The sequence below is a fragment of the Buchnera aphidicola (Macrosiphum euphorbiae) genome, from assembly GCF_005237295.1.
In the GTDB taxonomy this organism is placed as follows: Bacteria; Pseudomonadota; Gammaproteobacteria; order Enterobacterales; family Enterobacteriaceae; genus Buchnera; species Buchnera aphidicola_AP.
Map to the genome: position 1 here is coordinate 373,312 of NZ_CP033006.1, position 24,838 is coordinate 398,149.

Consider the following 24,838-nt stretch of genomic DNA (forward strand, 5'->3'; position numbering starts at 1 on the left):
AAAATAATTTTTTATATGTAAAATTAAAGGATAAAAATATGTTTGATAAAATAAATCAAATTTTTAATTTCAATCAAAAAGCATTAAGCCTTTATTCTAAAAGACAGGAAATACTATCTGCTAATATCGCTAATTCTGATACACCTGGATATAAATCAATAGATATTAATTTTAAAGATGAATTAAGAAAAATGTTAGATAAAAAAAATACAAAAGATACAAGTATTTTTTTAAAAAAAACGTCTCCTTACCATTTAGATGCAAAAAATAAAAATGCATTTTTATTAAAAATGGTTCCTGTAATTACTCATCAAATCAAGGAAGACGGCAATACAGTAAACATGGATAGAGAAAGAATTGAATTCATAAATAATAGTTTAAAATATCAATCAAGTTTAGCATTCATAAAAAACGAAATTAAAAATATGATGCATGTTTTAAAAGGATAATATAGATTATGTCTCTGCTAAACATATTTAATATTGCAGGTTCGGCAATGACTGCTCAGTCACAAAAAATAAATGTAATTGCTAGTAACTTAGCTAACATGGATAGTACAATATATAAAAATGGAAAATTTTATCCATATGTCGCAAAAAAAGTTGTTTTTGAATTAGATACATTAAAAAATTCAAAAATAGGTGGAGTAAAAATATCTGGTATAGTAGATGATCCCAGTCCTATGAAGTTGATATACGACCCGAATAACCCTATGGCTAATAATAAAGGATATTTTTTAACATCAAATGTAAATCCTATTACAGAAATGGTAAATAATATCTCGGCAGCAAGAAGTTATCAAGCTAATATAGAAGTATTAAAGACAGCTAAAACTATGATAATAAAAACATTAACAATCGGTGAATAAGGAAAAAAAAATGAGCACTATTGATATTAATTCACCAATAAATTTTATCGAAACAAATGATAATAATTTACAAAATAACACTAATTCATTAAATTTACAAAAAAACTTTTTAAACTTATTAGTTGCACAAATTAAAAATCAAGATCCTACTAATCCTATTAAAAATTCTGATTTAACATCACAATTAGCTCAAATTAATACAACAAATGGAATTGAAAGACTAAACAGCATTGCACTTCAATTTTCGAACCAAATTAGCAAAAATCAAAGTATTCAATTATCTTCATTAATTGGGCGTCATATTATAATACCTAATAAAAAAATAATACATACTAAAGACACTGAAACAAAATTTGGAATACAATTGTTTGAAAATGCAACTTCAGTAAAAATAAAAATTACAGACGAAAATAATAAAGTTTTACATATAAAAGAAATAAAAGATATAAAATCCGGTATATATACTTTTGCATGGGATGGAAAAGATTTAGATAATAAAAGTGTGATAACTGGAAAATATAATATATCAGTAATAGCTAAAAATAAAGATAAAGATGTTCCTGTTAAAAGTTTAAGTGAAGTGGTAGTTAATAGTATTATTATGTCTGCTAATGATCCTATTATTGATTTAGGAGACGCAGGAAAAATAAAAGCTTCAAATATTCGCGAAATTCTTAAATAAAAAATATTTTATTTAAAACAAATAAAAGGGGTAAATTTATGTCTACTATGGCAGCTGTAAGTGGCTTACTAATTAGCAGTGACTATATCAATATTATATCAAATAATATTGCTAACGCATCTACTATAGGATATAAATCTAGTAGACCTATTTTTTTTGACATGTTCACTCATTCATTTTATTCAAATATTGGCAACGGGTATGGTGTTGGAATTTCAAATATTGTACAGAACTTTAATAATGGAATGTTAGTTGAAACTGGTAGAGATTTAGATTTAGGAATCACACGAGACGGGTTTTTCCGTGTTTTGGATAGTCAAGGTCATGTATATTATACAAGAGATGGTCAATTTTCGATCGATAAAAATCAGAATATTATTAATATGCAAGGAATGTATCTCACTGGAAAAAATAAATCTCATTCAAAGAGTACTTCCAATAGCAAATCTAACTCAGAACCTATTAATTTACGAAATACTTTTATACTAAAAAAAAAACCTACTTCTGAAATAAAATTAAAAGCTATTTTAAACAGTAATTTTGATCTAAATAATATAGATGGTCCTGATAATAAATTGTCTAAATCAGGAGAATACGTCAAGTATATTAATATATATAATAAAAAGGGTGAACAAGAAGAAATTAAAATTTCTTTTAGTAAAACAGAAAAAAACAAATGGAAAATGAATCTAGAATCAAATGATTCTAATGATGAAAAAAGAATAAATGACAGTTTTGATTTAACGTTCAACTCTAATGGTGAATTAACTTCTAATACTAGTTTAAAAATTCAATCCAAAAACCCTGAAAAATATGAAAATATTACTCTTGATTTAGCTGATACTACAGAACAATTCAATACTAATAGTTCTTTTGAAAACACCTCTCAAAATGGATATCCTCAAGGCACTTTAAAAACATTTAATGTTTTCCCAAATGGTGACATTATTGCAACTTATTCAAATCACCAAAAACAAAGAGTAGGTCAAATATTATTATCAAAATTTATTAACCCTGAAAAATTACAACCTGAAAGTGGTAATCTATGGTCTGCTACTGTAGAATCAGGCGAAGAAATTATAGGAATAGCTGGTGATCAAGGATTGGGAAATCTAAATAATAAAGTTTTAGAAACATCAAACGTAGATTTAAATAAAGAATTAATAAATATGATCATAGCACAACGTAATTATCAATCCAATGCTCAATCTTTTAAAATGGAAGACAAAATAATTAACACATTAATAAATTTACGATAATCTATATAAATAGGATTAAAGAATATAATGGAGAGCGCAGTATATAAATCTATGATTGCTGCTAATCAATTATTAGAAAAACAAAGTATTATTTCTAATAATTTAGCAAATATTTCAACTACTGGTTTTAAAGAAAAATTTATTTTTGCAATACAAAACCAAAATGTAAAAAATTTATACAATAATTATAATAAAATTACAAAGGAATATCACAATCTTTCTTCAGGAACATTAAATCATACAAAAAGAAATTTAGATGTGTTTGTTAAAAATGACGGTTGGTTAACAGTTAAAGATCTTAATGGTCAAGAAGCATACACTAAAAATGGTCATTTAAAAGTCAATTCAAATAGAAAGCTAACTATTCAAGAAAATGAAGTAGTAGGAAATAATTGTAATATAGAAATACCGAATAATATCACTTTAAAAATTTTATCTAATGGAACAATTACATCAACAATAAAAAAAAATAAGCATATTATTGAAAATAAAATAGGGGCATTAAAATTAGTCCGTCTTCCTTCACAAGATCTTGTGCAAAAAGAAAATGGATTATTTTATATAAGAAAAAATAATGACCTACTTAATAAATATAGTCACACGATAAATCATGATAATGAAATACGTATACAATCAGGCATGTTAGAAGAAAGTAATGTGAATGCTTCTCAAAATATGATAGAAATGATATCAAATGCTAGACAGTTTGAAATGCAAATGAAAATGATATCTATGTGCGATCAAAACGCAGAATATGCAAATCATCTAATCAATATTAACAATTGATAATAAATAGGATAAAAACATGATTCCTTCTTTGTGGATTTCTAAAACTGGTCTTGATGCTCAACAAATTAATATGAATGTTATTTCTAACAATTTAGCTAATGTTAGTACAAATGGATTTAAACGATCCAGAGCAGTTTTTGAAGATTTAATGTATCAAACAATACGAGAAGCAGGAACAAATTCATCACTTGAAACAAATTTACCATCAGGATTGCAGTTAGGAACTGGAGTAAGACCTGTGTCTACTGAAAGAATTCATAGTCAAGGTAATCTTTCGAAAACAGAGGCTGAAAAAGATATAGCTATTCACGGATCGGGATTTTTTCAAGTGCAATTACCAGATGGAAATATGGGATATACGAGAGACGGATGTTTTCAATTAGATCAAAACGGTCAACTAGTAACGAATAGTGGCTTTCCTATTATACCTGAAATTATCATTCCGCCTAATTCTACAAATATTAGTATAGCAAGAGATGGTGTTATTAGTGTTGCTGTTCAGGGACAAACACAACCTGTTTTACTTGGCCAATTAAATTTAATTACTTTTGTTAATGATGCTGGATTAGAAAGTTTAGGCGAAAATTTATATCAAGAAACTCAAGCATCAGGAGCTCCGATTGATACTGTTCCAGGTTTAAATGGTTCAGGATTATTATATCAAGGATATATTGAAACTTCTAATGTCAATGTAGCCGAAGAATTAGTGAATATGATTCAAACACAAAGAGCATATGAAATTAACAGTAAATCTATTAGTACATCAGATCAAATGTTACAAAAACTATCACAATTATAATAATTAAATTTTATAATATGTTTATAAAAATATTTTAAGAAAATTTTATATATTAAACGTCTATTATCAAAGGTAACTTTTTCGTGATAAAGTTATTTATTAGTCAAATAAAATACTATTTAACTGCTATTTTTTTATTAACAATTCAGAGTTGTGCTAATGTTGAATACAAACCTTTAGTAGAAGGCAACACAACTGCTGTAGCACCTAATATATGGCCTAAAGTAATAAATGGTTCTTTATTTCAAGAAAAAATACCTCTAAATTATGGGTATCAACCATTATTTGAAGATCATCGACCACACAATATTGGAGATACAATAACTATTGTATTACAAGAAAATATCAGTGCTAGTAATAGTTCTGCTTCAGACATGAGTAGGAATGGAACTACTAATCTAGGAATAAAAATGACACCTGGGCAATTAAATCCTATGTTAGATATTGATGTAAAAGATAATACAACGAGTTTAGATAGTACGGGAAGGAATAATTTTTCTGGGAAAGGTAGCAACTCAGCTAAAAATAAATTTACTGGTCTTATTACCGTTACTGTCAAAAAAGTATTTTCCAATGGAAATTTAAAAGTTGTCGGAGAAAAACAAGTTGCTATTAATGAGGGTACAGAGTTTATTCGTTTTTCAGGTGTAATAAATCCTAACAACATTAATAAAAATAATTTAATTGCATCCACTCACATCGCTGATGCACGTATTGAATATTTAAGTCATGGACGTATTAACGATGTTCAAAAAATGGGTTGGCTGCAAAGATTTTTATTAAAAATTTCTCCTATATAAATGTATATTTTGAAATGGAATAATTTAAAAAAAACTATCAGGAAATTATATTTCTTCTAAATTTAATTAAATCTCATAAAGAATGTTTTTTATTCTTTATGAGAAAAAATTATTTTTTTTAAAAAACAATTAAAAAATAAAAAAATTTTTTATAATTATAATGTTTTTCGAAAAATAACATATTTATATATACTATAACACTTTTTCAAAAGCACATGGATAAAGGTTTTTATGTCTAAAAAAATATTATTATTGATGAAATTAATTATGTTTATATTTATAATTTTTTCATCACCTTCTTTATATGCTGAAAAAATACGCGATTTAACTAGTATTCAAGGAATTCGAGATAATCCGCTTATTGGTTATGGTTTAATAGTTGGTTTAGATGGAACTGGTGATCAATCAACACAGGCTCCATTTACTAATCAATCATTAAATAATATGTTATCACAATTAGGTGTTAGTATTCCTTCAAATACTAATATGCATCTAAAAAATGTAGCAGCAGTAATAGTTACAGCAAACTTGCCACCATTCAGTCATACAGGTGAAAAAATAGATGTAGTGGTCTCATCTATGGGCAATGCAAAAAGTCTTAAAGGAGGAACACTTTTAATGACTCCTTTAAAAGGTACTGATAATCAAATTTATGCTATTGCTCAAGGTAATATATTAGTATCTGAAAAAAATAATCAAAAAAACAGAATCCGTTATCTTTATGCAAATCAAGTTAATTCCGGAAAAATTCATCATGGTGCAACAATTGAGCGTGAAATAATCAATAACTTTGGAAAACAAAAAACAATAAATTTACAGTTAAATCAAGAAAACTTTAGTACAGCACAACGCATTAGCGATATGATTAATATAAAATATCCGGATACAGCTACTCCTGTTAATTCTAAAACAGTGCAATTAAATACTTCAGCCAATAATGATGTGCAAGTACATATGCTTTCTAACATTCAAGATATAGATATTTCATTACCATCACAAGAGGCTAAAGTTGTAGTGAACTCTCGTACTGGTTCCATTGTTATTAATCAATCAGTAAAATTAGGATCATGTGTAGTTTCAAATGGAAATACGTCTATAATAGTACATGAAATTATAAATAAAAAAAGAGATTTAAATTTTTTAAAATCATTTAAAGAAGTCGAAAAAAAAAATAAATCTAAAGAAGATATAGTCGATAAAAATTATATGGACGATATTTCTAAAAATAGAGAAAATTTACATAATATAGTTAGAGCTTTAAACACATTAGGTACTAAACCTGATGAATTAATGTCTATTTTACAATTAATGAAAAGTGCTGGTTGTCTTAACGCGAAATTGGAAATTGTTTAAATGAACGATAATTTATTATTATTTAAAACATCAAATTATAACATGCAATTTATTAACGAACTCAAGTATCAAGTTCGTCTTAATCCAAAAAAATATGAATTACAAACGGCTAAGGAAGTAGAAGGTGTCTTTATTCAATTGCTACTCAAAAACATGAGAAATTCTTTATCAAAAGATAATTTATTAGATAATAATCAAAGTCGTCTCTACACTGATTTTTATGATCAACAGTTGTCTCAAGAAATGAGTAAAAAAGGTATAGGATTATCCGATATCATTTTAAAACAAATTCAACTACAAAAAAATGTTATATAATAATAAAATATATTTTAAGATAAATATCTTATGAAAATAAGGAAAAAAAATGGGTTCTATATTCAATACTGCTATTGCTGGAATTAATGCAATGAAAGTTATGATTGATAACACTGTTAATAAAATTAATAATCCTACTGGAAAAAACTCAGGGAAACGTCTTGTTTTAGAAAATACTGTTCAAGATTCAAATATAAATACTACAGTAAAAGTAAAAGAAATATATGATAATTATAATGATTTTATTGCAGAAGAAAAACGTAAAACTGATGTACAAGTTCAAGATGAACAAACTAAAATTGAACAATTATTAAAACTTGAAGATTTATTATGTGAAAAATCAAATATTTTTAATGAACTAATAAATGATTTATATCGGCAAATAGACAAAGATATCGTTTTAGATAAAAAAAATTTTTTCAATGAAAATATACAAAATAAATTAAGCAATATAGTTGATCAAATACAAGATTTTGACAAAAAATTAAAATTTTTAGAACAAGATATTAAAAAGTCGGTTATAAATAAAATAGAAAAAGTTAATACTTTAATTGATGAAATTCATAATATTACTATAGATATTCATCATTTTCCTATTTTAAAATTTTCTGATAAAGCTGATAATTTCATAGAAAAAAGAGATAATCTAGTAGATGAATTAAATAATTTAATTGGTATAAAAGTTGTCAAAGATCATGATAATTATCAACTTTATTTAAATAATGGAATAGCTGTTATAGATAACAATAAAAAACAAAACTTAATTCCACTAACATCTAAATCAGACGATAGATATATTAGTATAGGATATATTGATCATCATGATAAAATAGTAAAAAAAATAGAAGATATGATCCCAAGTGCTACTTTAGGAGCGCTTCTTAAATTTCGCAGGGAAGAACTAACAAATGCAAGAAATAAAATTGGACAGTTAACAATTAATTTTGCTGATAGTATAAATTCATATCATAAAATAGGATATGACATGTTTGGACATATTGGTAGACAAATTTTTAATATTAGTTGTCCAGAAGTAATATCTAGTTCCAGTAATCATTCATCTCCTACAATATCTGCAAAATGGTTTTCTACTAGTAATGCAAAAGATACTAATTATGTTATATTTTTTAAAAACAATAATTGGACAGTAACAAGACTGTCAGATCATACTACAATTCAGCCTGATATAGATAAAAAAAATAATAATCTATCAATCAATTTTGATGGGATTAAACTTTCAATACAAGGCGAAATTTCTGATGGTGATATTTATATGGTTAAACCATATTCTAAAACATTAGAAGAATTGCAATTACTAATCAATAAAAATGAATTATTTGCATTTTCATCAACAAATGACGTAAATTATTCAAATAGAAATAACGCCATGATAATAGATAAATTGCATCAAGACTTGCTTGTTGATAATAAAGACACACTTGATCAAGCTTATCAAAAATTTTCTCAATCTATAGCTCACAAATGTAATGCACTAGAAGAAGAACTCCCTTTCAAGAGAAATATGATTAATATACTTCAAAATAAAAAAATATCTATGTCTAATAACATTGAAAAAGACTATCAAGATTTAAACTATCAACAAGAATGTTATCTTGCAAATGTTAAAGTTTTACAAACAGCAGAAAAAATTTTTAATGAAATAATCGAACGTTATAGTTAAGCGTATTTTATTAAAAATTTATAAAAAATAAAAACTTACTTTAAAAGTAAGTTTTTATTTTTTATTTTAATAGATTATTTAATGAATATAAAATATTACATATTTTAAAAAGATTTAATAGTTAAATTTTTTTACTAAAAATGCTTTTTTATATAAAAAAATGTTTTATTTAGGTTTTGAAACAGGTGAATTGGAAAAATTTGTTGCAGAATGTGCTCCTGCAGATTTTTTTTTTCTAAAATTTAATTTCATAATTAATAAATTTAAATTAAACGTTTTTTCTTTTTTATTGAAATATAAATTTTCAGAAATTTGTGTTATAGGTGCACTTGATTGATTTTTTTGATTTTCTCTAACATGTATTTTTTTGTAAAGAAAATTTTTCTTATCTGAAATAAATAAATCTTTTTTTTCGTTTCTTTTTGGGAATTTAGGTTTTGCAATTTTTTGGATTTGAAGATTACTATTTATAGATTTTTTGAATAAACACATTTTATTTTTAGTCTTTTTGATATCAAAATAATCATTTTTTTTAAGGATCTTATTTTTTTCAATAATAGAAAATGTATATAATTTTTTCTTTTTTATGATTTTTTTTTGGTTTTTTATTTCATCTGATATAACTGGTGGATACTTAATCCAAACTTTTCCTGATGCTAATTCTAATGAAAATACTGAAGATAATATTAATGTTGGAGATTTAACAGAATAACAATGTAAAAAACTATTATGTAAATTTCTATTTTTACAAATTTTAGAACTATTAAAAAATTTATGAAATATTGAATTGTTTTCAATAATGTTGATAGAATTATGTTTGTGTATTAAAATATTTTTTAAAGAAGTATTATCATCTATTTTTTTTTGTGTTAATTGAAATTTTTTTATAATGTTTTTCTTATAAAAATAATTAGATTTTGTTGAGGAAACATCATAATAGTTTTTAACTAATTCTAAATTAGTATTTTTTAAAGGTGTATTTTCAATCTTTTTTTTAAAAATTTTAGATAAATCTGTTGTCTTTTTTTGATCAGAATTTTTTTTATGTGAAGAACAATGTTTTTTTTTTAAAAAAATATTACTTTTATTTTTAAAAGTATTCTTTTTAATGATTTCACTTCGAATCAAAATATGTTTAATTAAAAAAGAGTTTTTAAACCAATCTATCATTTTAAATATAAAGTTACTATTATTTGATAAAAGTTTTAAAAACACATTATGACAGTTATTTTTTTTAAAAATATTTTCTTCTTTTTTTATTTTTTTGCGATTGTTATCAGATAAACTAAAATTAGTAAATTCTAATTTTTTTTTCGGTTTTTTTTTCAATATATTTTCTTTTAGAAAATTTCGAATTTTGCTTTTTCGGATATTAGAAAGACCATAACTTGTAGAATTTATACTTTCACCTCTTCTGATCCTAGAAACAGAATAATGCGGAGTTTTCATTTTTTTACTTGGAACAATAATAGTTTTTCCACCAGCTTGACGTTTTTCAATAGCATGAACTGCCTCTCTTTTTTCATTTAATAAATAACAAGCTATTTCTACAGGCACAATAGCACGTACTTCATATGTATTTTCTTTTAAAGCTTCTTCTTCAATCAAACGTAAAATAGATAAAGATAAGGATTCATTATCTCTAATCGTTCCTGTTCCTGTACATCTTGGACAAACATGATGACTAGATTCCCCTAAAGATGAACTCAGTCTTTGTCGAGACATTTCTAACAAACCAAATCTAGAAATCTGGCCAATTTGAATACGTGCTCTATCATCACGTGCAATTTCACGTAATCTATTTTCAATAGCTCGTTGATGATGAATATCTGACATATCTATAAAATCAATTACTATTAAACCCCCTAAATCTCGTAAACGCAATTGACGAGAAATTTCTTCTACTGCTTCAAGATTGGTGTTAAATGCTGTAGATGCAATATCTGTTCCACTTGTGGAACGAGAAGAATTAATATCAATGGCAGTTAAAGCTTCAGTACTATCCACCATAATTGAACCGCCAGAAGGTAATCTCACTTTTCTTTGGAAAGCGGAATTAATTTGTGTTTCAATTTGAAAATAACTAAACAATGGAATTTCTCCACTATATAGCTTAATTTTATTAGCAAAATCTGGACGACCTAAAAAGGTAATATGTTTCCGCGCTAAATCTAATACATTAGGGTTATCAATTAAAATTTCTCCAATATCTTGACGTAAATAGTCTCTGAAAGCACGAAAAATTATATTGCTTTCTTGATGAATTAAAAATGGTGCAGTTCGACTTTTTGCTATTATCTGAATTGTATTCCAATGCTGTAATCTAAGAGATAAATCCCATTTTAATGATTCTATAGATTTTCCAGCACCAGCAGTTCGAATAATTAAACTCATATCTTCAGGTAATTTTAACAACGTTAGCAACTCTTTTAGTACTATTCTGTCATTTCCTTCGATTCTTCTTGATATACCACCAGATTTAGGATTATTAGGCATAAGAACCAAATAACTTCCTGCTAAGCTGATAAACGTTGTTAAAGCAGCACCTTTAGTACCTCGTTCTTCTTTACTTATTTGAACGATAACTTCTTGTCCTTCTTTTAAAATATCTTTGATATTAAGATCTAAAGGATAGATATTGTTTTCTGGAAAATAATTTTTAGAGATTTCTTTTAACGGTAAAAAACCGTTTTTTTCTTCACCATAATCTACAAAAGCAGCTTCTAAGCTAGGTTCTATACGGGTAATCTTTCCTTTGTATATATTTGATTTTTTTTGTTCTGATCCAGAATTTTCTATGTCAAGATCATATAAGCGTTGACCATCAACAAGAGCAACACGCAACTCTTCCTGCTGAGTTGCATTAATTAACATTCTTTTCATTATAACTTTTTCTCTCTTATTTTTATAAATAAGTAAATACATCAACAGGAAATATAAACTATTAAAAAATGAATTTTTTATGATCATATTATGATTTTTATTTAAAATATCTATAAAAATAATTTTTTTTAAAAATTTCAAATTTAAATAAACTTAAAAATATAAATATATAATCAATTATTATATATAAATATATATAAAAATATTTAAAATTGTTATATAAAATACAATACAAAATTTATTTGTATTATATATTTTAACAAATAATTTATTTAATATATTTATGTAAATAATTATATTATAATAAATAAAAATTAAAAAAATTACTTAAAATAGAGATTTTTTTAATGAAACACAAAATACTACCTATATCTATTATATACATTAATAAAGATATGCTAAATCAACGAATAGATAATTTTATACATAGTAAGTTCAAAAATGTACCTAAAAGTATGATCTATCGCATTATAAGAACAGGAAAGATTCGAGTTAATAAAAAAAGAATCAGACCACATTATAAATTAAAAATTGGAGATATGCTGAAAATTCCACCAATAAAAATTTCATGTAATGTAAAAAATAATTTCTTCCCCTTAAATCATGCCAAAAATTTACTAAATAGTATTTTATATGAAGATAATCATTTGTTAATTATTAATAAACCTTCAGGAATCGCGGTACATGGTGGAAGTGGATTAAGTTTTGGAGTTATAGAATATTTTCGAAAATTACGTCCACTAGATAAATTTCTTGAACTTGTACATCGTATTGATCGTGAAACATCAGGTGTTTTAATATTAGCAAAAAAACGAACCTCTTTAGCATCACTACACGAACAATTGCGAGAAAAAAAAATTAAAAAAGAGTATATAGCATTAGTTCATGGATTATGGCCTATTAGTATAAAAAAAATTTCAGAACCTCTTTTAAAAGTTAGATTAAAAAATCAAAAAAAAATAGTTTTAATCGATCAAAAAGGCAAACCTTCAGAAACTCGTTTTCAAATCAAAAAAAAATTTTCCTCTTCAACTTTGCTATCAATTATACCTAAAACTGGTCGGACACATCAAATTCGCGTGCATGCTTTATATGCAGGACATCCAATATTATTTGATAAACGTTACGGGAAAAGTGATTTAGATACTAATATAAAAAATAAAAAAAATATTAATAGACTCTTACTTCATTCTTCTGGAGTTCATTTTATCCATCCAAAAAATGGCAATAAAATTTATATACAAGCGCCATTAGATATAGATTTTAAAAATTATTTAAATAATATGATATAGTTTATTTAAAACACAAGTTAATAGAAAAAATATTATTTTTATTAAACTACTTTTTAACATATTAAATAGAGACATGTGATATGGCCGTTCAAAAAAATAAACCTACTCGTTCTAAAAGAGGAATGAGACGTTCTCATGACTCTTTATCAGTACCAACTTTATCCATAGATAGATTTTCTGGAGAAACACATATCCGACACCATATTACTACGAATGGTTATTATAAAGGAAAGAAAGTTATTTAAAAAAAATTCCACAAAAAATGGTGCTTTCGCAAGTACCATTTTATAAAAAACAATATAAATATGAAATTTATTCAATAAATAAAAAAATTATTATAAAAACTAAGAAAAATATACCACACAAAAAATCTTATTTCATTAATACAATTATTTATTAAAAATTTAATTTTTTATATATGTCAAATAAATATAATATATTTATATTAATTAAAAAAAATAAATTTAATATGAAATAATTAATATAAAAATATTTAAAAATAATACACATCTATTATATTAAAGATATTTATAAAATGTAAAAATTAACGAAATAAAAAAAAATAATAAAACAAGTTAAAAAATATTTCATAAAAATATTGCAAGATTTCATTTTAAAAAGAAGGTGATTATAATGACTTTATTCGCAATGTTATTTCCAGGACAAGGTTCTCAATATGTAGGTATGTTATCTTCATTTTTCTATAAAAGTAATAATATTATTCAAAAAACTTTTAATGAAGCATCAGAACATATTCATATTAATTTGCTTAAATTAATACAAGAAGGACCTAAAATAAAACTAAATCAAAGCCAATATACACAAGCAGCAATATTAACTGCATCAGTTTCAATTTATCGTTTTTGGAAGGAAAAAAATGGAAGAAATCCATCATTTATGTTAGGGCATAGCCTTGGTGAATATTCTGCTTTAGTATGTTCTGGTGCAATAGAATTTTCTGATGCATTAAAGATTGTTTTTTTACGTGGTCAACTTATGGAAGAAGCAACTACAAATAGACCTACTTCAATGCAAGCGATTATTGGTATAGACAAAAAACAAGTTCAAATGGCATGTTTAGTAAAACATCAAAAAAAAAATTGTTTCTTTAGCAAGTATAAATTCTCATAATCAAATTGTAATTTCAGGAGATAAATCTGCTGTATACAAGGCTAGTCTAAATTGCAAAAAAATGGGTGCTAAACATATCTTTAAACTTAAGAATAAAATACCAGCACACTCTGAATTAATGAAACCAATATCTGAAAAACTAAAAAAAATATTAAAAATTGTTACTATAAACCCACCAAAAATTCCAGTTATCAATAACGTTGATGTAAAATTTGAAAATACTAGCAAAAACATTAAAAAAGCATTAATTAGACAAATCTATAATACTGTAAGATGGAAAGAAATCATAGATTTTATAAAATTAAAAAAAATTTTTGTAATGTTAGAAATTGGGCCTAACAAAATACTAACTAATTTAAATAAAAAAGATAAAAATATTATCTCATTTAGTACAAATAATTTAAAAAATTTTTTAATAGCATTCAAAAAAATCAATAAAGGAAAAAATGAAAAAGAATAAAAAAACTGCATTAATAACAGGTGCAAATCGTGGAATAGGAAAAGCGATTGCTAAAAAATTAATAAAAAAAGGGATTCAAGTTATTGGGACATCTACTACTAAACATGGAGTAGATGCTATTAATTCTTATTTAAAAGAAAATGGATTTGGTATAATTTTAAATTTAAATAATACTGATTCCATTACAGAAAAAATTCAAGAAATTTATAAAAAAAAAATATCTATTGATATATTAATTAACAATGCTGGAGTTAAAGAAGATAATTTATTAATAAAAATGAAAAACAAAGAATGGGAAGATGTAATAAAAATTAATTTATCATCAGTGTTTTATCTTGTAAAATCTGTTATTCGATCAATGATTAAAAAACGACAAGGTAGGATTATTACTATCAGTTCAATAATTGCTTATACAGGTAATAAAGGACAAGTGAATTATAGTGCTTCAAAATCAGGACTGGTTGGATTTCATAAATCACTAGCATTAGAAGTAGCATCTAAAGGTATTACTGTTAATATTGTATCTCCAGGTTTTATTAAAACAGATTTCACTAACACATTAAATTTAATTCAACATAAAAAATATATATCTAATATTCCTATGAAAAGATTAGGAAAAACAGAAGAAATAGCAGACGCTGTTATTTTTTTAACTTCAAATAAATCATCATACATAACAGGTCATACATTGCATGTAAATGGTGGCATGTATATGATATAATATATTGTATTATATAAATTTTTGAAATACCAAGGAAATAATAAAAATGAAAAATATCGAAAAACGCATAAAAAAAATAATTATTGAAAAACTAGATATAAAAGAAGAGATGATTTTTAATGAAGCATCTTTTATAGATGATCTTGGTGCAGATTCGCTTGATACAGTAGAATTAATTATGGCTTTAGAAGAAGAATTTGATATTGAAATATCAGATGAAGAAGCAGAAAAAATTAACACAATACAAAAATCAATTGATTATGTTAAAAATCACTATTCAAAAAAATAAATAATATTAATATTGTTTTAAGAAATAAACATTAAATACTTCGATTTTTTATAAATATAAATTTAATATAAATTACACATCACCATAATTGAATAATAAAAATTTTACAAAATAATGATAAAAAATAAATTTATTGCAATCGAAGGCTTAGAAGGTGCAGGTAAAACTAATGCATGTATATGTGTTAAAAATATATTAAAAAAATATAATATTAAAAATATACTGTTAGTACGTCAACCAGGCAGTACCCCTATTGCTGAAGATATAAGAAAATTAATAAAAAAACAATTTAATACTGATAATCTTATTAAAGAAACTGAATTATTATTAATGTATGCTGCAAGAATACAATTGGTTGAAAAAAAAATAAAACCTGCATTAAAAAATGGAGCATGGGTAATTTCTGATCGTCATGATTTATCTTCTTTAGCTTACCAAGGCGGAGGTTTAGGTATTAAAAAAACAAAAATTACTAAATTAAAATCTTTATTTTTAAATAATTTTATTCCAGATTTAACTATTTACTTAGATGTATCTCCAAAAATCGGTTTAGCAAGAGCATCAAAACGCAATACATTAGACTTAATTGAAAAAAGATCTTTGAAATTTTTTAATCAAACTAGAAAATGTTATTTAAAAAATGCAAAATTAGATAACAAAATTATAACAATCAATGCTAATTTAAATATTAAAAAAGTGACTCAAAATATCAAAAAAAAAATATTAGATTGGCTTAATAAACAAGTGATATGAAATTATACCCCTGGTTAATAAAACCATATAATAGTATTATACGACAATATCAAACAAAAAAAGCTCACCATGCAATCTTGATAAATACTCAAAGAGGCATAGGAGCATCATTATTAGTTTGGTTTATTAGTAAGTGGCTATTATGTCTAAAACGTGTAGGAATAAATTTTTGTAATAAATGTCATGGGTGTAAATTAATGTTATCAAATAATCATCCGGATTGGCATAATTTTATAGCTGAAAAAAATAATATATTTAGTGTCGAAAATATAAGAAAAATTAATAAAAAAATATTTAAATGTGCTCAACAGGGTGGTTCTAAAATCATTTTTTTATCAGATACTGAAAAATTAACAGAATCAGCGATTAATGCTTTTTTAAAAACATTAGAAGAACCACCTAAAAAAACTTGGTTTTTTCTTGTAAATTATAAAAAATTAACTTTACATTCTACACTTAATAGTCGTTGTCTTATCTATAAATTATTTACTCCAACAGAAAAAGATAGTTTAAAGTGGTTAGAAACAGAAAACATAAAAAAAACTAGATCAAATTTAACGGCACTACGTATAAATCAAGGTTCTCCTCTATTTGCAAAAAAATTTCTTAATAGCAATTTATGGGTGGATAGAATAAATTTTTATAAATACTTATATAATGCTTTTAAAAATAAAGATTTATTAAACATTTTACCACTACTACAAGAAAAAAATAATACAATTAAAATTGATTGGATATGTTTTATATTATTCGATTCTATTAAATTTAATTTTAATGAAAAAAACCATTTAACTAATTTTGATCAAATAGAATTTATTAAATTTCTTGCTTGCAATTATACAAACATTATTTTAGATGTTAGCATTCGGACTTGGATGCATTGTAAATATAGATTATTAAATATACCCGGAATCAATCATGAATTATTATTATTAGAACAATTGCTAAAATGGGAAAAAATTTTAAATTTGACATTAGAAATTTAATTTTTATATAAAAGAGAGAAGATTATGTTCTTAATTGACTCACATTGTCATCTTGATAGATTAAATTATCATTTATTACATAAAAATATAGATGATGTAATAAAAAAATCTTATAAAAATTATGTAAAAAATTTCTTAACGGTATCAACTTCTATAAATAATTTTTATAGAATTACAAAATTATTTAAAAAATACAAAGTTATTTTTTATTCTTGTGGTATACATCCCTTAAATTGTCAAAAAGAACTTGATACTTTTCATAGAATAGAGAACTTATCTGATAAAATAAAAGAATTATCTTTAATAAAACGTGTAATAGCTATAGGTGAAACTGGTTTAGATTATTATTATTCATCTGAAACTAAAAAAATACAAAAAGATTTTTTTCGAGAACATATTAGAATTGCAATAAAATTAAAAAAACCCATTATAGTGCATTCTCGTGATGCTATAAATGACACTATAAAAATATTAAAAGAAGAAAATGCAGATAAATGCATCGGAATATTACATTCCTTTACCGGAAATTGTGATGCTGCATTTAAATTATTAGATATCGGTTTTTATATTTCTTTTTCTGGCATAATTACGTTTAAAAATTCTATAGAACTTTGCGATACAATAAAAAAAATACCATTAGATCGTTTATTAATAGAAACAGATTCACCATATTTATCACCAGTGCCTTATCGAGGCAAAGAAAACCAACCTGCATATTTATTTAATATAGCAAAAAAAATTTCTATATTAAAAAAAATAGATGTAAATATACTCGCAAAAATCACAACAAATAATTTTTATACATTATTTAATGTATAGTAAATTTAATATTTAATCTTACACTTAATATAAAATAAGTTTTTCAAAAAAAATATAATATATATTATTTACAATTCATCTTAACAATTTTATATATAATTAGGAGTTTTTTTTATATGTTTAAAAATGTATTTGCAAACCTTCAAAAGGTTGGTAAATCACTTATGTTACCTGTTTCAGTATTACCTATTGCAGGAATACTTCTGGGAATAGGATCTGCACATTTTAGTTTATTACCAGAGATTCTTTCTCAAATTATGGCTCAAACAGGAGGTTCTGTTTTTAGCAACATGCCGTTAATTTTTGCAATTGGTGTAGCTCTCGGCTTTACTAAAAATGATGGTGTTGCAGCATTAGCTGCAGTTGTATCTTATGGAATTTTAATACAAACATTAACTTCAGTTGAACCAATTATTTTGAATACAACTATTGATGTCATCAAAGATAAACATCTTTCTGATACTGGTATATTAGGAGGTATTATTGCAGGTGCAATTTCAGCATATATGTTTAATAAATTTTATCGTATTCAATTACCTGAATATTTAGGGTTTTTTGCTGGAAAAAGATTTGTTCCTATTATTTCAGGATTATCTGCGATATTAATAGGTATAATATTATCTATAATCTGGCCTCCAATAGGTCATGGAATTCAAATTTTTTCTGAATGGGCTGCTTATCAAAATCCTATCCTTGCTTTTGCTCTATATGGATTAGTAGAAAGAGCACTGGTACCATTTGGATTGCATCATATATGGAATGTTCCATTTCAAATGCAAATTGGAGAATATACTAATTCTATAGGGCAAGTATTTCATGGAGATATTGCTAGATACATGGCAGGTGATGCTACAGCTGGAAATTTATCAGGAGGTTTCATTTTTAAAATGTACGGTCTTCCCGGTGCTGCATTAGCAATTTGGCATACAGCTAAAAAAGAAAACAAAACTAAAATAGGTAGTATTATGATTTCAGCTGCATTAACTGCTTTTTTAACTGGAATCACTGAACCGATTGAATTTTCATTTATTATTGTTGCACCAGTACTATATATTATCCATGCATTTTTAGCTGGATTATCTTTTCCATTATGTATTTTTTTAGATATGCGCGCAGGAACTAGTTTTTCACATGGTTTTATAGACTTTGTAGTGTTAAGTGGAAATAGTAATCATATATTTCTTTTTCCAATTATTGGTATACTTTATGGATTATTATACTACATTTTATTTTATTTATTAATTATTAATTTTAATTTAAACACACCAGGACGAGAAAATATTAAAAATAATATACTAGAAAAAAATGATAATGAAATTGCACCGTATATTATCACGGCATTAGGTGGAAAAAATAATATTAAAAATCTAGATGCCTGTATTACCAGATTAAGAATTACAATTCTAGAAATATCAAAAGTAAATCAAAAAGATTTAAAAAATATTGGGGCAGCAGGAGTAATAATTGCAGGTTCAGGAATACAAGTTGTTTTTGGAACAAGATCTGAAAACATTAAAACAGCAATGGATGAATATATAAAGAAAGTGTAAAAATAAGGAATTTTAATTATGCAAGATCATTTGATTTTTAAAAATATTATAGAAAAAAAAACACCAGCAAATATTATTTATCAAGATGAAACAATTACTGCCTTCAAAGATATACAACCAAAAGCACCAGTACACATATTAATTGTACCTAATGTTTTTATTGCATCATCAAATGATATTCACAAGAAAAATAAATGGGTTATAGCGCATATGTTTGATATTGCTGTTCAAATTGCAAAAAAAGAAAATATTAGTCAAGAAGGATATAGAATTGTTATTAATTGCAATAAAAATGGAGGTCAAGAAATCAATTATCTTCATATGCATTTACTAGGAGGTGCAAAACTTAAATCGTTTTCTTGATTTTTATATTTTAAAACTTCTTAAAATGCTATTTATTTTATAAATTGAAGGATAAAATTTGAGTAAAAATTTACTATCTATATTATTTTTTATATTTTTTATACATGGTTGTGATTTTTCTAAAGAAATCAAGAAAGATTTTAAAAAAACAAAAACATCAAATTTTTCTCTTTTAAACTTTGATTCAACTATAGAAAATATTGTTTTAGAAATATTAAAATCTAAAAATATATTTATTGTTAATAATACATTATTTTTTATTGATTTACTAAAAAATGAAACTAACATGTTTATAGATACAAACAAACTAACAGATTCAATCAAAAATAAAATTACTGAAAAAAATCATAAAATTAATTTGCTTAAAACAGAAATAATTGAAAATTATAAAAAAGAATTAGGTGTATTGCAAATAAAAAATACACTAGATACCAGTACTGCACTATTATTATCTCGTAATAATCACGTAAAATATTATCTTCATAGCTGTATTTCCGGTAAAAATAAACTTTTTTCATTAAAAATAGAATTAATACTAGTTGAAACAGGAGAAATAGTATTTATGAAAAAAGAAAGATTGTACTTATAAAAATATTATATATAGAAAAATATTTTTTATATCCTAAAAATTAATTTTCTTGCTATATAAAAAAATTGAAAACTAGTTTTTTTTAATAAGAAAAAGTGTTTTATTGTCAAGAAGAGTAGCCCTTTCTACTGAAATTTATATAATTCAAAAAATTAATTATTTTTTGAATATAAAAAAATAGATTTCTCTATTTTTATGCCAGTAGAAAGTTCTAACTCTTAATTGTTATTAAAAATTTTTAAATTAATTTTAAAAAAATATATATTCTCAAAAAATTAGAAATGATAAACTATTCCAGCACCAATAGTGTTATCTATAGGATTCTTAGTTTTTTTACTAGGATCATCACTCTTTAACAAATTAATTTTATAATTCATATATGTGGAAATATTTTTATTAAACTCATAGCGAGTAGAAATATTAATTTGTCTTGCTAATTCCAAATCTGAATTATTAGATGAATCTTTTGTATTTGAATTTTGTCCCTTAGAATCTAAATAACTTAAGGAAGGATGAAAGCCGGAATGAAAATCATATTCTGCAATAGCTTCAATATTTTGTGTTTTATTGATATATGGTTGTTCATTAGGCGCATTATTTTGATCAATAGATGGTGTTGTTAAGTTACGTGCTTCACCATAAAAAGCTGCGATATATATATCATTAGCATCATATTTAAAACCCAATCCATATGCTCCTGCAGAAGGAAGCTTTTCGTCTTGATTACCTTTATCAGATGGAGATCTTTCAGAAGAAAAACAGGAACCAATAGCAGTCAGTCCAACATCAGTTTCATACTTTAAAGAAGCACCCCAGCCAGTACCATTTTGCTGAAGTTCTGCTCTATTTTTATCTTGATTTTGATACTGTAATGCAAAACTGACTCCATTAACTAAACCAAAAAGATCATTATTTCTGTAAGTAAGTAAGCTATTATTTCTTCCTATCATATAATTATCATTATAAGAAAATACACTGTCTTTATTAATATATGGCGTATGATTAGTTAATGATTGTACATCATGAAAAATACCATAATTACGACCATAATCTATCGAACCCCAATTACCATATTTAAAACCAGCATATCCTAACCGTACAGTATTAGACTGTTGTTTATTTAATAGTTCCTCTGGTGCGGAAAAATCAGTTTTATATTCAATAGTAGCATAACTTAATAATTCATCAGTAATATTTATTTCTCCTGAAAGACCTAAAATAGCATTTGTATCATCGTTATGAGATGTAATTTTAGTCGATAAAAAACCATGAGATAACTCATGATTAGGATTAATACTACCGTATAATTTAAGTTTATTACCGTTTTTATTAAATATATCTAAAGCATTAACTCCATTACTGGCAGCTAATAACATTGGTATTACAATTGCTAAAGATTTATGATTTGTCATAATTTTTTATACTACCTTTTAGTAAAAATAATTTAAATCAATATCAATATATTATTAAAAAATAACTATGAATTTTATATATTTTTTATATTTATATAAATACTTAAATAAAAAAATTATTTAGTAAATATTAAATATTTTAGTTAAAAATGAGCATTATTAACAGTACGTGGAAATGGAATAAGATCTCTTATATTTGTTACTCCAGTGACATAAGAGATTAATCGTTCAAAACCCATTCCGAAACCTGAGTGGGGTACTGTACCGTATCGACGAAGATCTCGATACCACCAATAATCTTCTTTTTTTAATCCTAATTCTAACAAACGTTCGTCTAAAATTGAAATACGTTCTTCACGTTGAGAACCACCTATTAGCTCACCAATATTAGGAACTAATAAATCTATTGCTGCAACAGTTTTTTTATCGTCATTCAATCTCATATAAAATGCTTTTAATTCTTTTGGATAGTTTTTTATTATTACTGGAATTTTAAAATACTTTTCTACAAGAAAACGCTCGTGCTCAGAAGACAGATCAACACCTAAAAAAACAGAATTATTAAATTGCATCTTAGAATCAAGTAAAATGTTCACAGCATCTGCATAATCTATACGCACAAAATCTACTGACAATAGTTGTTCTAGACGATTAACTATATCATTATTAATATACGTTTTAAGAAAATTAATATCTGACATACAATTTTTTAAAAGAGATTTGCAAACATATTTTAACATAGACTCAGCAAAATCTGATATATCATTTAAATTAGTAAAAGCTGATTCTACTTCTAGCATCCAAAATTCTGCTAAATGACGACTAGTATTAGAGTTTTCAGCTCGGAATGTAGGACCAAAAGTATAAACTTTAGATAAAGCACAAGCATATGTTTCTATGTTTAACTGTCCCGAAACAGTTAAAAAAGACTCTTTTCCAAAAAAATCTTTTTTAAAATCAACGGATCCATCTTTATTCTTAGGAACATTTTTCATGTCTAATGTTGAAACACGAAACATTTCTCCAGCACCTTCAGTATTTAAACTAGTTATAATAGGTGTTGGAACCCAAAAATAATCTCTCTTATAAAAAAAACGGTGTAACGATTGTAATGTATGATTTCTTATTCGCGTTATTACGCCTATTAAATTTGTTCTAGATCTCAGATGTGCTACTTCTCTTAAATATTCTGCACTGTGTTTTTTAGCAGATATCGGATAAGTCTCTGGATTTTCAATCCAACCTAAAACCTCAATTTTTGTTAACTGAATTTCATATTTTTGTTTATCTCCAATTGATAATATTAATGTACCAGTTAGTATAACAGAGCATCCAATAGTTAAATGCAATATTTCTTTGTGATAATTAGGTAAATTATCATTCGCAATCGCTTGTATCGAATCAAAACACGAACCATCATAAATTGTAATAAAAGAGAAGCCAGATTTTGAGCTTCTGCGGCTCCGGACCCATCCACATACAGTAATAAAACTATTTACTATAATATCATCTTTATATATATCTGATATTGATACTGTACTCATAAATTCTTCCCTTTTATACTTATTACTTATTTTTAAAAATAGACTATTATAGAAATAAAATTTTAAAATAGTAAAAATTTTTTTATATTTTAAAAAAATGTTAATCGATAATAAAAAAATTATAGTTTACCTATTTTTTAATGGTACATTAAACACTTCACATAAATGCTTTAAAAAATTACGATCTAAACAAAATGTTTTTCCTGGACTATCAGATATTTTAGCAACAGGTTTTCCATTGCATTTTACTAATTTAACAACAATGTTCAGTGGTTTTACATATGGAATATCACAAGTTAATTTTGTTCCCATTCCAAAAATAACATTAATTCTCTTATTAAACTTTTTATATAAAAATATAATCTTATTAAAATTTAAATTGTCAGAAAATAGTAACGTTTTAGTACAAGGGTCTATTCCTAATTTTTCATAATGCTTAAGAGCTTTTTCACCCCATTCTACAGGATCTCCTGAATCATGTCTGATTCCCTGATAAGCAGAAGTAAAATGTAAGTTAAAATCTTGTAAAAAAGCATCCATAGTAATCGAATCTGTAAGAGCAATACTCAAATGATTCTTGTATTGATATAACCATGTTTGTAATGCTAAAATTTGACTATCTTGTAAGTTTTTTCCAATTTGTTGATGCGCTTGAAACCATTCATGAGCTTGTGTTCCAACTGGTTTAATCTTTAATACACGAGCTATATGATAATTACTAGATCCAATTAAAAAAGGAAAATTCTTTTTTAACCTTTTAACAATAGAATACTGCACATTATAAGAAAATCTTCTTCTTGTACCAAAATCAACAATTTTCAAACGAGATAAATCTATATATTTAGTATGCTTAAAAAATTTTATCAGTTTATTATCTAAATATTGTACAGCAGATTTAGAACTAATTTCTGGAGAAAAATTTCCATGAAAAACCTCACTAATTAAAGCTAAAATCGGGACTTCCCATAATATTACTTCTTTCCATAGCCCACTTATGCGAATATGTAATTGACCTTGATAGTTATTGATTTTTACTTGTGAAACATTATAACGAAATTTTCTTAACCAATGTAAATATTCTTTCTTAAAAAATGGGAAAGAGGTCATATAAGTATATTCTTCATGACTTAAAGATAAAGATCTCATCATGTTAATCTGTTCTAATAAAATATTTGCATAACAACCTAAAAAATTATCTCCTCTACAAAGAAATTCAGCAACTACATCTACATTTTTATAATGATAAAAAACAGCTTGTTGCATATGAAGTTTATATGCATCAGTATCGAGCAATGTTTTTACTATTGGATAATCATATCTTTTCATAATATTCGTTTATTTTTTATTCTATTATTTTTTCATCTGCAATAACCATATATACGACAATCATCATGCTCATTTTATGTTTTAATAAAATATGTTTTAATAAAATATGTTTTAATAAAATATGTTTTAATAAAATAAAAGAATTCAAAAGAAATATTATTTAGGTCTTTTATA

The 24,838-nt window shown here is 24.8% G+C and carries 26 protein-coding genes; 22 read left to right on the forward strand and 4 right to left on the reverse strand.

Features of this window, described 5'->3' with window-relative positions; translation table 11 throughout:
* The first annotated feature begins 38 nt into the window (after positions 1-38).
* From flgB to D9V71_RS01755, 10 genes are all read left to right on the forward strand, one after another.
* Positions 39-449, forward strand: coding sequence for a flagellar basal body rod protein FlgB (flgB, locus tag D9V71_RS01710; RefSeq protein ID WP_158340657.1), 411 nt, complete (start codon positions 39-41; stop codon positions 447-449).
* Positions 450-457: 8 nt separating this feature from the next.
* Positions 458-868 (forward strand): flagellar basal body rod protein FlgC, encoded by a 411-nt coding sequence (gene flgC / locus D9V71_RS01715; RefSeq protein WP_158340658.1) that lies wholly within the window; start codon positions 458-460, stop codon positions 866-868.
* Between the two features lie 10 nt (positions 869-878).
* Positions 879-1,550, forward strand: a complete 672-nt coding sequence (locus tag D9V71_RS01720; RefSeq protein ID WP_158340659.1) for a flagellar hook assembly protein FlgD — start codon at positions 879-881, stop codon at positions 1,548-1,550.
* 38 nt (positions 1,551-1,588) lie between these two features.
* Complete coding sequence (locus tag D9V71_RS01725; RefSeq protein ID WP_158340660.1) at positions 1,589-2,809, forward strand: flagellar hook protein FlgE; 1,221 nt, start codon at positions 1,589-1,591, stop codon at positions 2,807-2,809.
* A gap of 27 nt (positions 2,810-2,836) precedes the next feature.
* A complete protein-coding gene (gene flgF / locus D9V71_RS01730) occupies positions 2,837-3,595 on the forward strand; it encodes a flagellar basal-body rod protein FlgF (RefSeq protein WP_158340661.1) in 759 nt (252 codons plus the stop codon).
* A gap of 19 nt (positions 3,596-3,614) precedes the next feature.
* Positions 3,615-4,397 carry a flagellar basal-body rod protein FlgG gene (flgG, locus tag D9V71_RS01735; RefSeq protein ID WP_158340662.1) on the forward strand — a complete coding sequence of 261 codons (783 nt, stop codon included), beginning with the start codon at positions 3,615-3,617 and terminating at the stop codon, positions 4,395-4,397.
* A gap of 83 nt (positions 4,398-4,480) precedes the next feature.
* Entirely contained in the window at positions 4,481-5,197 is a 717-nt protein-coding gene (locus D9V71_RS01740; protein ID WP_158340663.1) for a flagellar basal body L-ring protein FlgH, read from the forward strand.
* Positions 5,198-5,428: 231 nt separating this feature from the next.
* On the forward strand, positions 5,429-6,550 hold the full coding sequence (locus tag D9V71_RS01745; protein ID WP_158340664.1) for a flagellar basal body P-ring protein FlgI: 1,122 nt from the start codon (positions 5,429-5,431) through the stop codon (positions 6,548-6,550).
* Complete coding sequence (locus D9V71_RS01750; protein ID WP_158340665.1) at positions 6,551-6,865, forward strand: rod-binding protein; 315 nt, start codon at positions 6,551-6,553, stop codon at positions 6,863-6,865. It begins immediately after the preceding gene.
* Between the two features lie 49 nt (positions 6,866-6,914).
* Positions 6,915-8,546, forward strand: coding sequence for a flagellar hook-associated protein FlgK (locus D9V71_RS01755; RefSeq protein ID WP_158340666.1), 1,632 nt, complete (start codon positions 6,915-6,917; stop codon positions 8,544-8,546).
* Between the two features lie 165 nt (positions 8,547-8,711).
* On the opposite strand, the gene rne is transcribed toward D9V71_RS01755, so the two are convergent.
* Positions 8,712-11,429, reverse strand: a complete 2,718-nt coding sequence (gene rne, locus D9V71_RS01760) for a ribonuclease E (protein ID WP_158340667.1) — start codon at positions 11,427-11,429, stop codon at positions 8,712-8,714.
* Positions 11,430-11,776: 347 nt separating this feature from the next.
* Between rne and rluC the strand changes: the two genes are divergently transcribed.
* The 12 genes from rluC (at position 11,777) to D9V71_RS01820 (ending at position 20,382) form a co-directional block, all read left to right on the forward strand.
* Positions 11,777-12,721, forward strand: coding sequence for a 23S rRNA pseudouridine(955/2504/2580) synthase RluC (gene rluC, locus D9V71_RS01765; RefSeq protein ID WP_158340668.1), 945 nt, complete (start codon positions 11,777-11,779; stop codon positions 12,719-12,721).
* Between the two features lie 80 nt (positions 12,722-12,801).
* Positions 12,802-12,966 carry a 50S ribosomal protein L32 gene (gene rpmF / locus D9V71_RS01770; protein ID WP_158340669.1) on the forward strand — a complete coding sequence of 55 codons (165 nt, stop codon included), beginning with the start codon at positions 12,802-12,804 and terminating at the stop codon, positions 12,964-12,966.
* 388 nt (positions 12,967-13,354) lie between these two features.
* Positions 13,355-13,852, forward strand: a complete 498-nt coding sequence (locus D9V71_RS01775) for an ACP S-malonyltransferase (protein ID WP_158340670.1) — start codon at positions 13,355-13,357, stop codon at positions 13,850-13,852.
* Between the two features lie 61 nt (positions 13,853-13,913).
* The gene (locus D9V71_RS01780) at positions 13,914-14,312 is read left to right on the forward strand and encodes an ACP S-malonyltransferase (RefSeq protein ID WP_158340671.1); all 399 of its coding nucleotides are present in this window, start codon (positions 13,914-13,916) and stop codon (positions 14,310-14,312) included.
* Positions 14,299-15,033, forward strand: coding sequence for a 3-oxoacyl-[acyl-carrier-protein] reductase (fabG, locus tag D9V71_RS01785; protein WP_158340672.1), 735 nt, complete (start codon positions 14,299-14,301; stop codon positions 15,031-15,033). Before D9V71_RS01780 ends, fabG begins: the two co-directional genes overlap by 14 nt.
* Positions 15,034-15,079: 46 nt before the next feature.
* Positions 15,080-15,322 carry an acyl carrier protein gene (gene acpP, locus D9V71_RS01790; RefSeq protein WP_158340673.1) on the forward strand — a complete coding sequence of 81 codons (243 nt, stop codon included), beginning with the start codon at positions 15,080-15,082 and terminating at the stop codon, positions 15,320-15,322.
* A 114-nt stretch (positions 15,323-15,436) separates the two neighbouring features.
* Positions 15,437-16,075: a dTMP kinase gene (gene tmk, locus D9V71_RS01795; RefSeq protein ID WP_158340674.1), complete on the forward strand. Its 639-nt coding sequence runs from the start codon at positions 15,437-15,439 to the stop codon at positions 16,073-16,075.
* Entirely contained in the window at positions 16,072-17,061 is a 990-nt protein-coding gene (locus D9V71_RS01800) for a DNA polymerase III subunit delta' C-terminal domain-containing protein (RefSeq protein WP_158340675.1), read from the forward strand. Before tmk ends, D9V71_RS01800 begins: the two co-directional genes overlap by 4 nt.
* A gap of 24 nt (positions 17,062-17,085) precedes the next feature.
* Entirely contained in the window at positions 17,086-17,880 is a 795-nt protein-coding gene (locus D9V71_RS01805; RefSeq protein ID WP_158340676.1) for a TatD family hydrolase, read from the forward strand.
* A gap of 116 nt (positions 17,881-17,996) precedes the next feature.
* The gene (ptsG, locus tag D9V71_RS01810) at positions 17,997-19,430 is read left to right on the forward strand and encodes a PTS glucose transporter subunit IIBC (protein WP_158340677.1); all 1,434 of its coding nucleotides are present in this window, start codon (positions 17,997-17,999) and stop codon (positions 19,428-19,430) included.
* Between the two features lie 18 nt (positions 19,431-19,448).
* Entirely contained in the window at positions 19,449-19,793 is a 345-nt protein-coding gene (locus D9V71_RS01815) for a histidine triad nucleotide-binding protein (RefSeq protein WP_158340678.1), read from the forward strand.
* Between the two features lie 58 nt (positions 19,794-19,851).
* Positions 19,852-20,382 (forward strand): hypothetical protein, encoded by a 531-nt coding sequence (locus D9V71_RS01820; RefSeq protein WP_158340679.1) that lies wholly within the window; start codon positions 19,852-19,854, stop codon positions 20,380-20,382.
* Between the two features lie 275 nt (positions 20,383-20,657).
* Here D9V71_RS01820 and D9V71_RS01825 read toward each other — a convergent pair whose 3' ends face one another.
* From D9V71_RS01825 to pncB, 3 genes are all read right to left on the reverse strand, one after another.
* Positions 20,658-21,794: a porin gene (locus D9V71_RS01825; protein ID WP_158340680.1), complete on the reverse strand. Its 1,137-nt coding sequence runs from the start codon at positions 21,792-21,794 to the stop codon at positions 20,658-20,660.
* Positions 21,795-21,937: 143 nt separating this feature from the next.
* Entirely contained in the window at positions 21,938-23,338 is a 1,401-nt protein-coding gene (gene asnS / locus D9V71_RS01830) for an asparagine--tRNA ligase (RefSeq protein WP_158340681.1), read from the reverse strand.
* Between the two features lie 126 nt (positions 23,339-23,464).
* Positions 23,465-24,664 carry a nicotinate phosphoribosyltransferase gene (gene pncB / locus D9V71_RS01835; protein ID WP_158340682.1) on the reverse strand — a complete coding sequence of 400 codons (1,200 nt, stop codon included), beginning with the start codon at positions 24,662-24,664 and terminating at the stop codon, positions 23,465-23,467.
* Positions 24,665-24,838: the final 174 nt, after the last annotated feature.

Coding starts and splice junctions, on each gene's coding strand:
- D9V71_RS01775 (WP_158340670.1), top strand. CDS start 13,355: ATGACTTTATTCGCAATGTTATTTCCAGGACAAGGTTCTCAATATGTA.
- flgG (WP_158340662.1), top strand. CDS start 3,615: ATGATTCCTTCTTTGTGGATTTCTAAAACTGGTCTTGATGCTCAACAA.
- asnS (WP_158340681.1), bottom strand. CDS start 23,338: ATGAGTACAGTATCAATATCAGATATATATAAAGATGATATTATAGTA.
- D9V71_RS01815 (WP_158340678.1), top strand. CDS start 19,449: ATGCAAGATCATTTGATTTTTAAAAATATTATAGAAAAAAAAACACCA.
- D9V71_RS01750 (WP_158340665.1), top strand. CDS start 6,551: ATGAACGATAATTTATTATTATTTAAAACATCAAATTATAACATGCAA.
- flgC (WP_158340658.1), top strand. CDS start 458: ATGTCTCTGCTAAACATATTTAATATTGCAGGTTCGGCAATGACTGCT.
- D9V71_RS01800 (WP_158340675.1), top strand. CDS start 16,072: ATGAAATTATACCCCTGGTTAATAAAACCATATAATAGTATTATACGA.
- rpmF (WP_158340669.1), top strand. CDS start 12,802: ATGGCCGTTCAAAAAAATAAACCTACTCGTTCTAAAAGAGGAATGAGA.
- rluC (WP_158340668.1), top strand. CDS start 11,777: ATGAAACACAAAATACTACCTATATCTATTATATACATTAATAAAGAT.
- D9V71_RS01780 (WP_158340671.1), top strand. CDS start 13,914: ATGGGTGCTAAACATATCTTTAAACTTAAGAATAAAATACCAGCACAC.
- acpP (WP_158340673.1), top strand. CDS start 15,080: ATGAAAAATATCGAAAAACGCATAAAAAAAATAATTATTGAAAAACTA.
- D9V71_RS01755 (WP_158340666.1), top strand. CDS start 6,915: ATGGGTTCTATATTCAATACTGCTATTGCTGGAATTAATGCAATGAAA.
- D9V71_RS01825 (WP_158340680.1), bottom strand. CDS start 21,794: ATGACAAATCATAAATCTTTAGCAATTGTAATACCAATGTTATTAGCT.
- D9V71_RS01725 (WP_158340660.1), top strand. CDS start 1,589: ATGTCTACTATGGCAGCTGTAAGTGGCTTACTAATTAGCAGTGACTAT.
- D9V71_RS01720 (WP_158340659.1), top strand. CDS start 879: ATGAGCACTATTGATATTAATTCACCAATAAATTTTATCGAAACAAAT.
- pncB (WP_158340682.1), bottom strand. CDS start 24,664: ATGAAAAGATATGATTATCCAATAGTAAAAACATTGCTCGATACTGAT.
- rne (WP_158340667.1), bottom strand. CDS start 11,429: ATGAAAAGAATGTTAATTAATGCAACTCAGCAGGAAGAGTTGCGTGTT.
- fabG (WP_158340672.1), top strand. CDS start 14,299: ATGAAAAAGAATAAAAAAACTGCATTAATAACAGGTGCAAATCGTGGA.
- ptsG (WP_158340677.1), top strand. CDS start 17,997: ATGTTTAAAAATGTATTTGCAAACCTTCAAAAGGTTGGTAAATCACTT.
- D9V71_RS01805 (WP_158340676.1), top strand. CDS start 17,086: ATGTTCTTAATTGACTCACATTGTCATCTTGATAGATTAAATTATCAT.
- tmk (WP_158340674.1), top strand. CDS start 15,437: ATGATAAAAAATAAATTTATTGCAATCGAAGGCTTAGAAGGTGCAGGT.
- flgF (WP_158340661.1), top strand. CDS start 2,837: ATGGAGAGCGCAGTATATAAATCTATGATTGCTGCTAATCAATTATTA.
- flgB (WP_158340657.1), top strand. CDS start 39: ATGTTTGATAAAATAAATCAAATTTTTAATTTCAATCAAAAAGCATTA.
- D9V71_RS01745 (WP_158340664.1), top strand. CDS start 5,429: ATGTCTAAAAAAATATTATTATTGATGAAATTAATTATGTTTATATTT.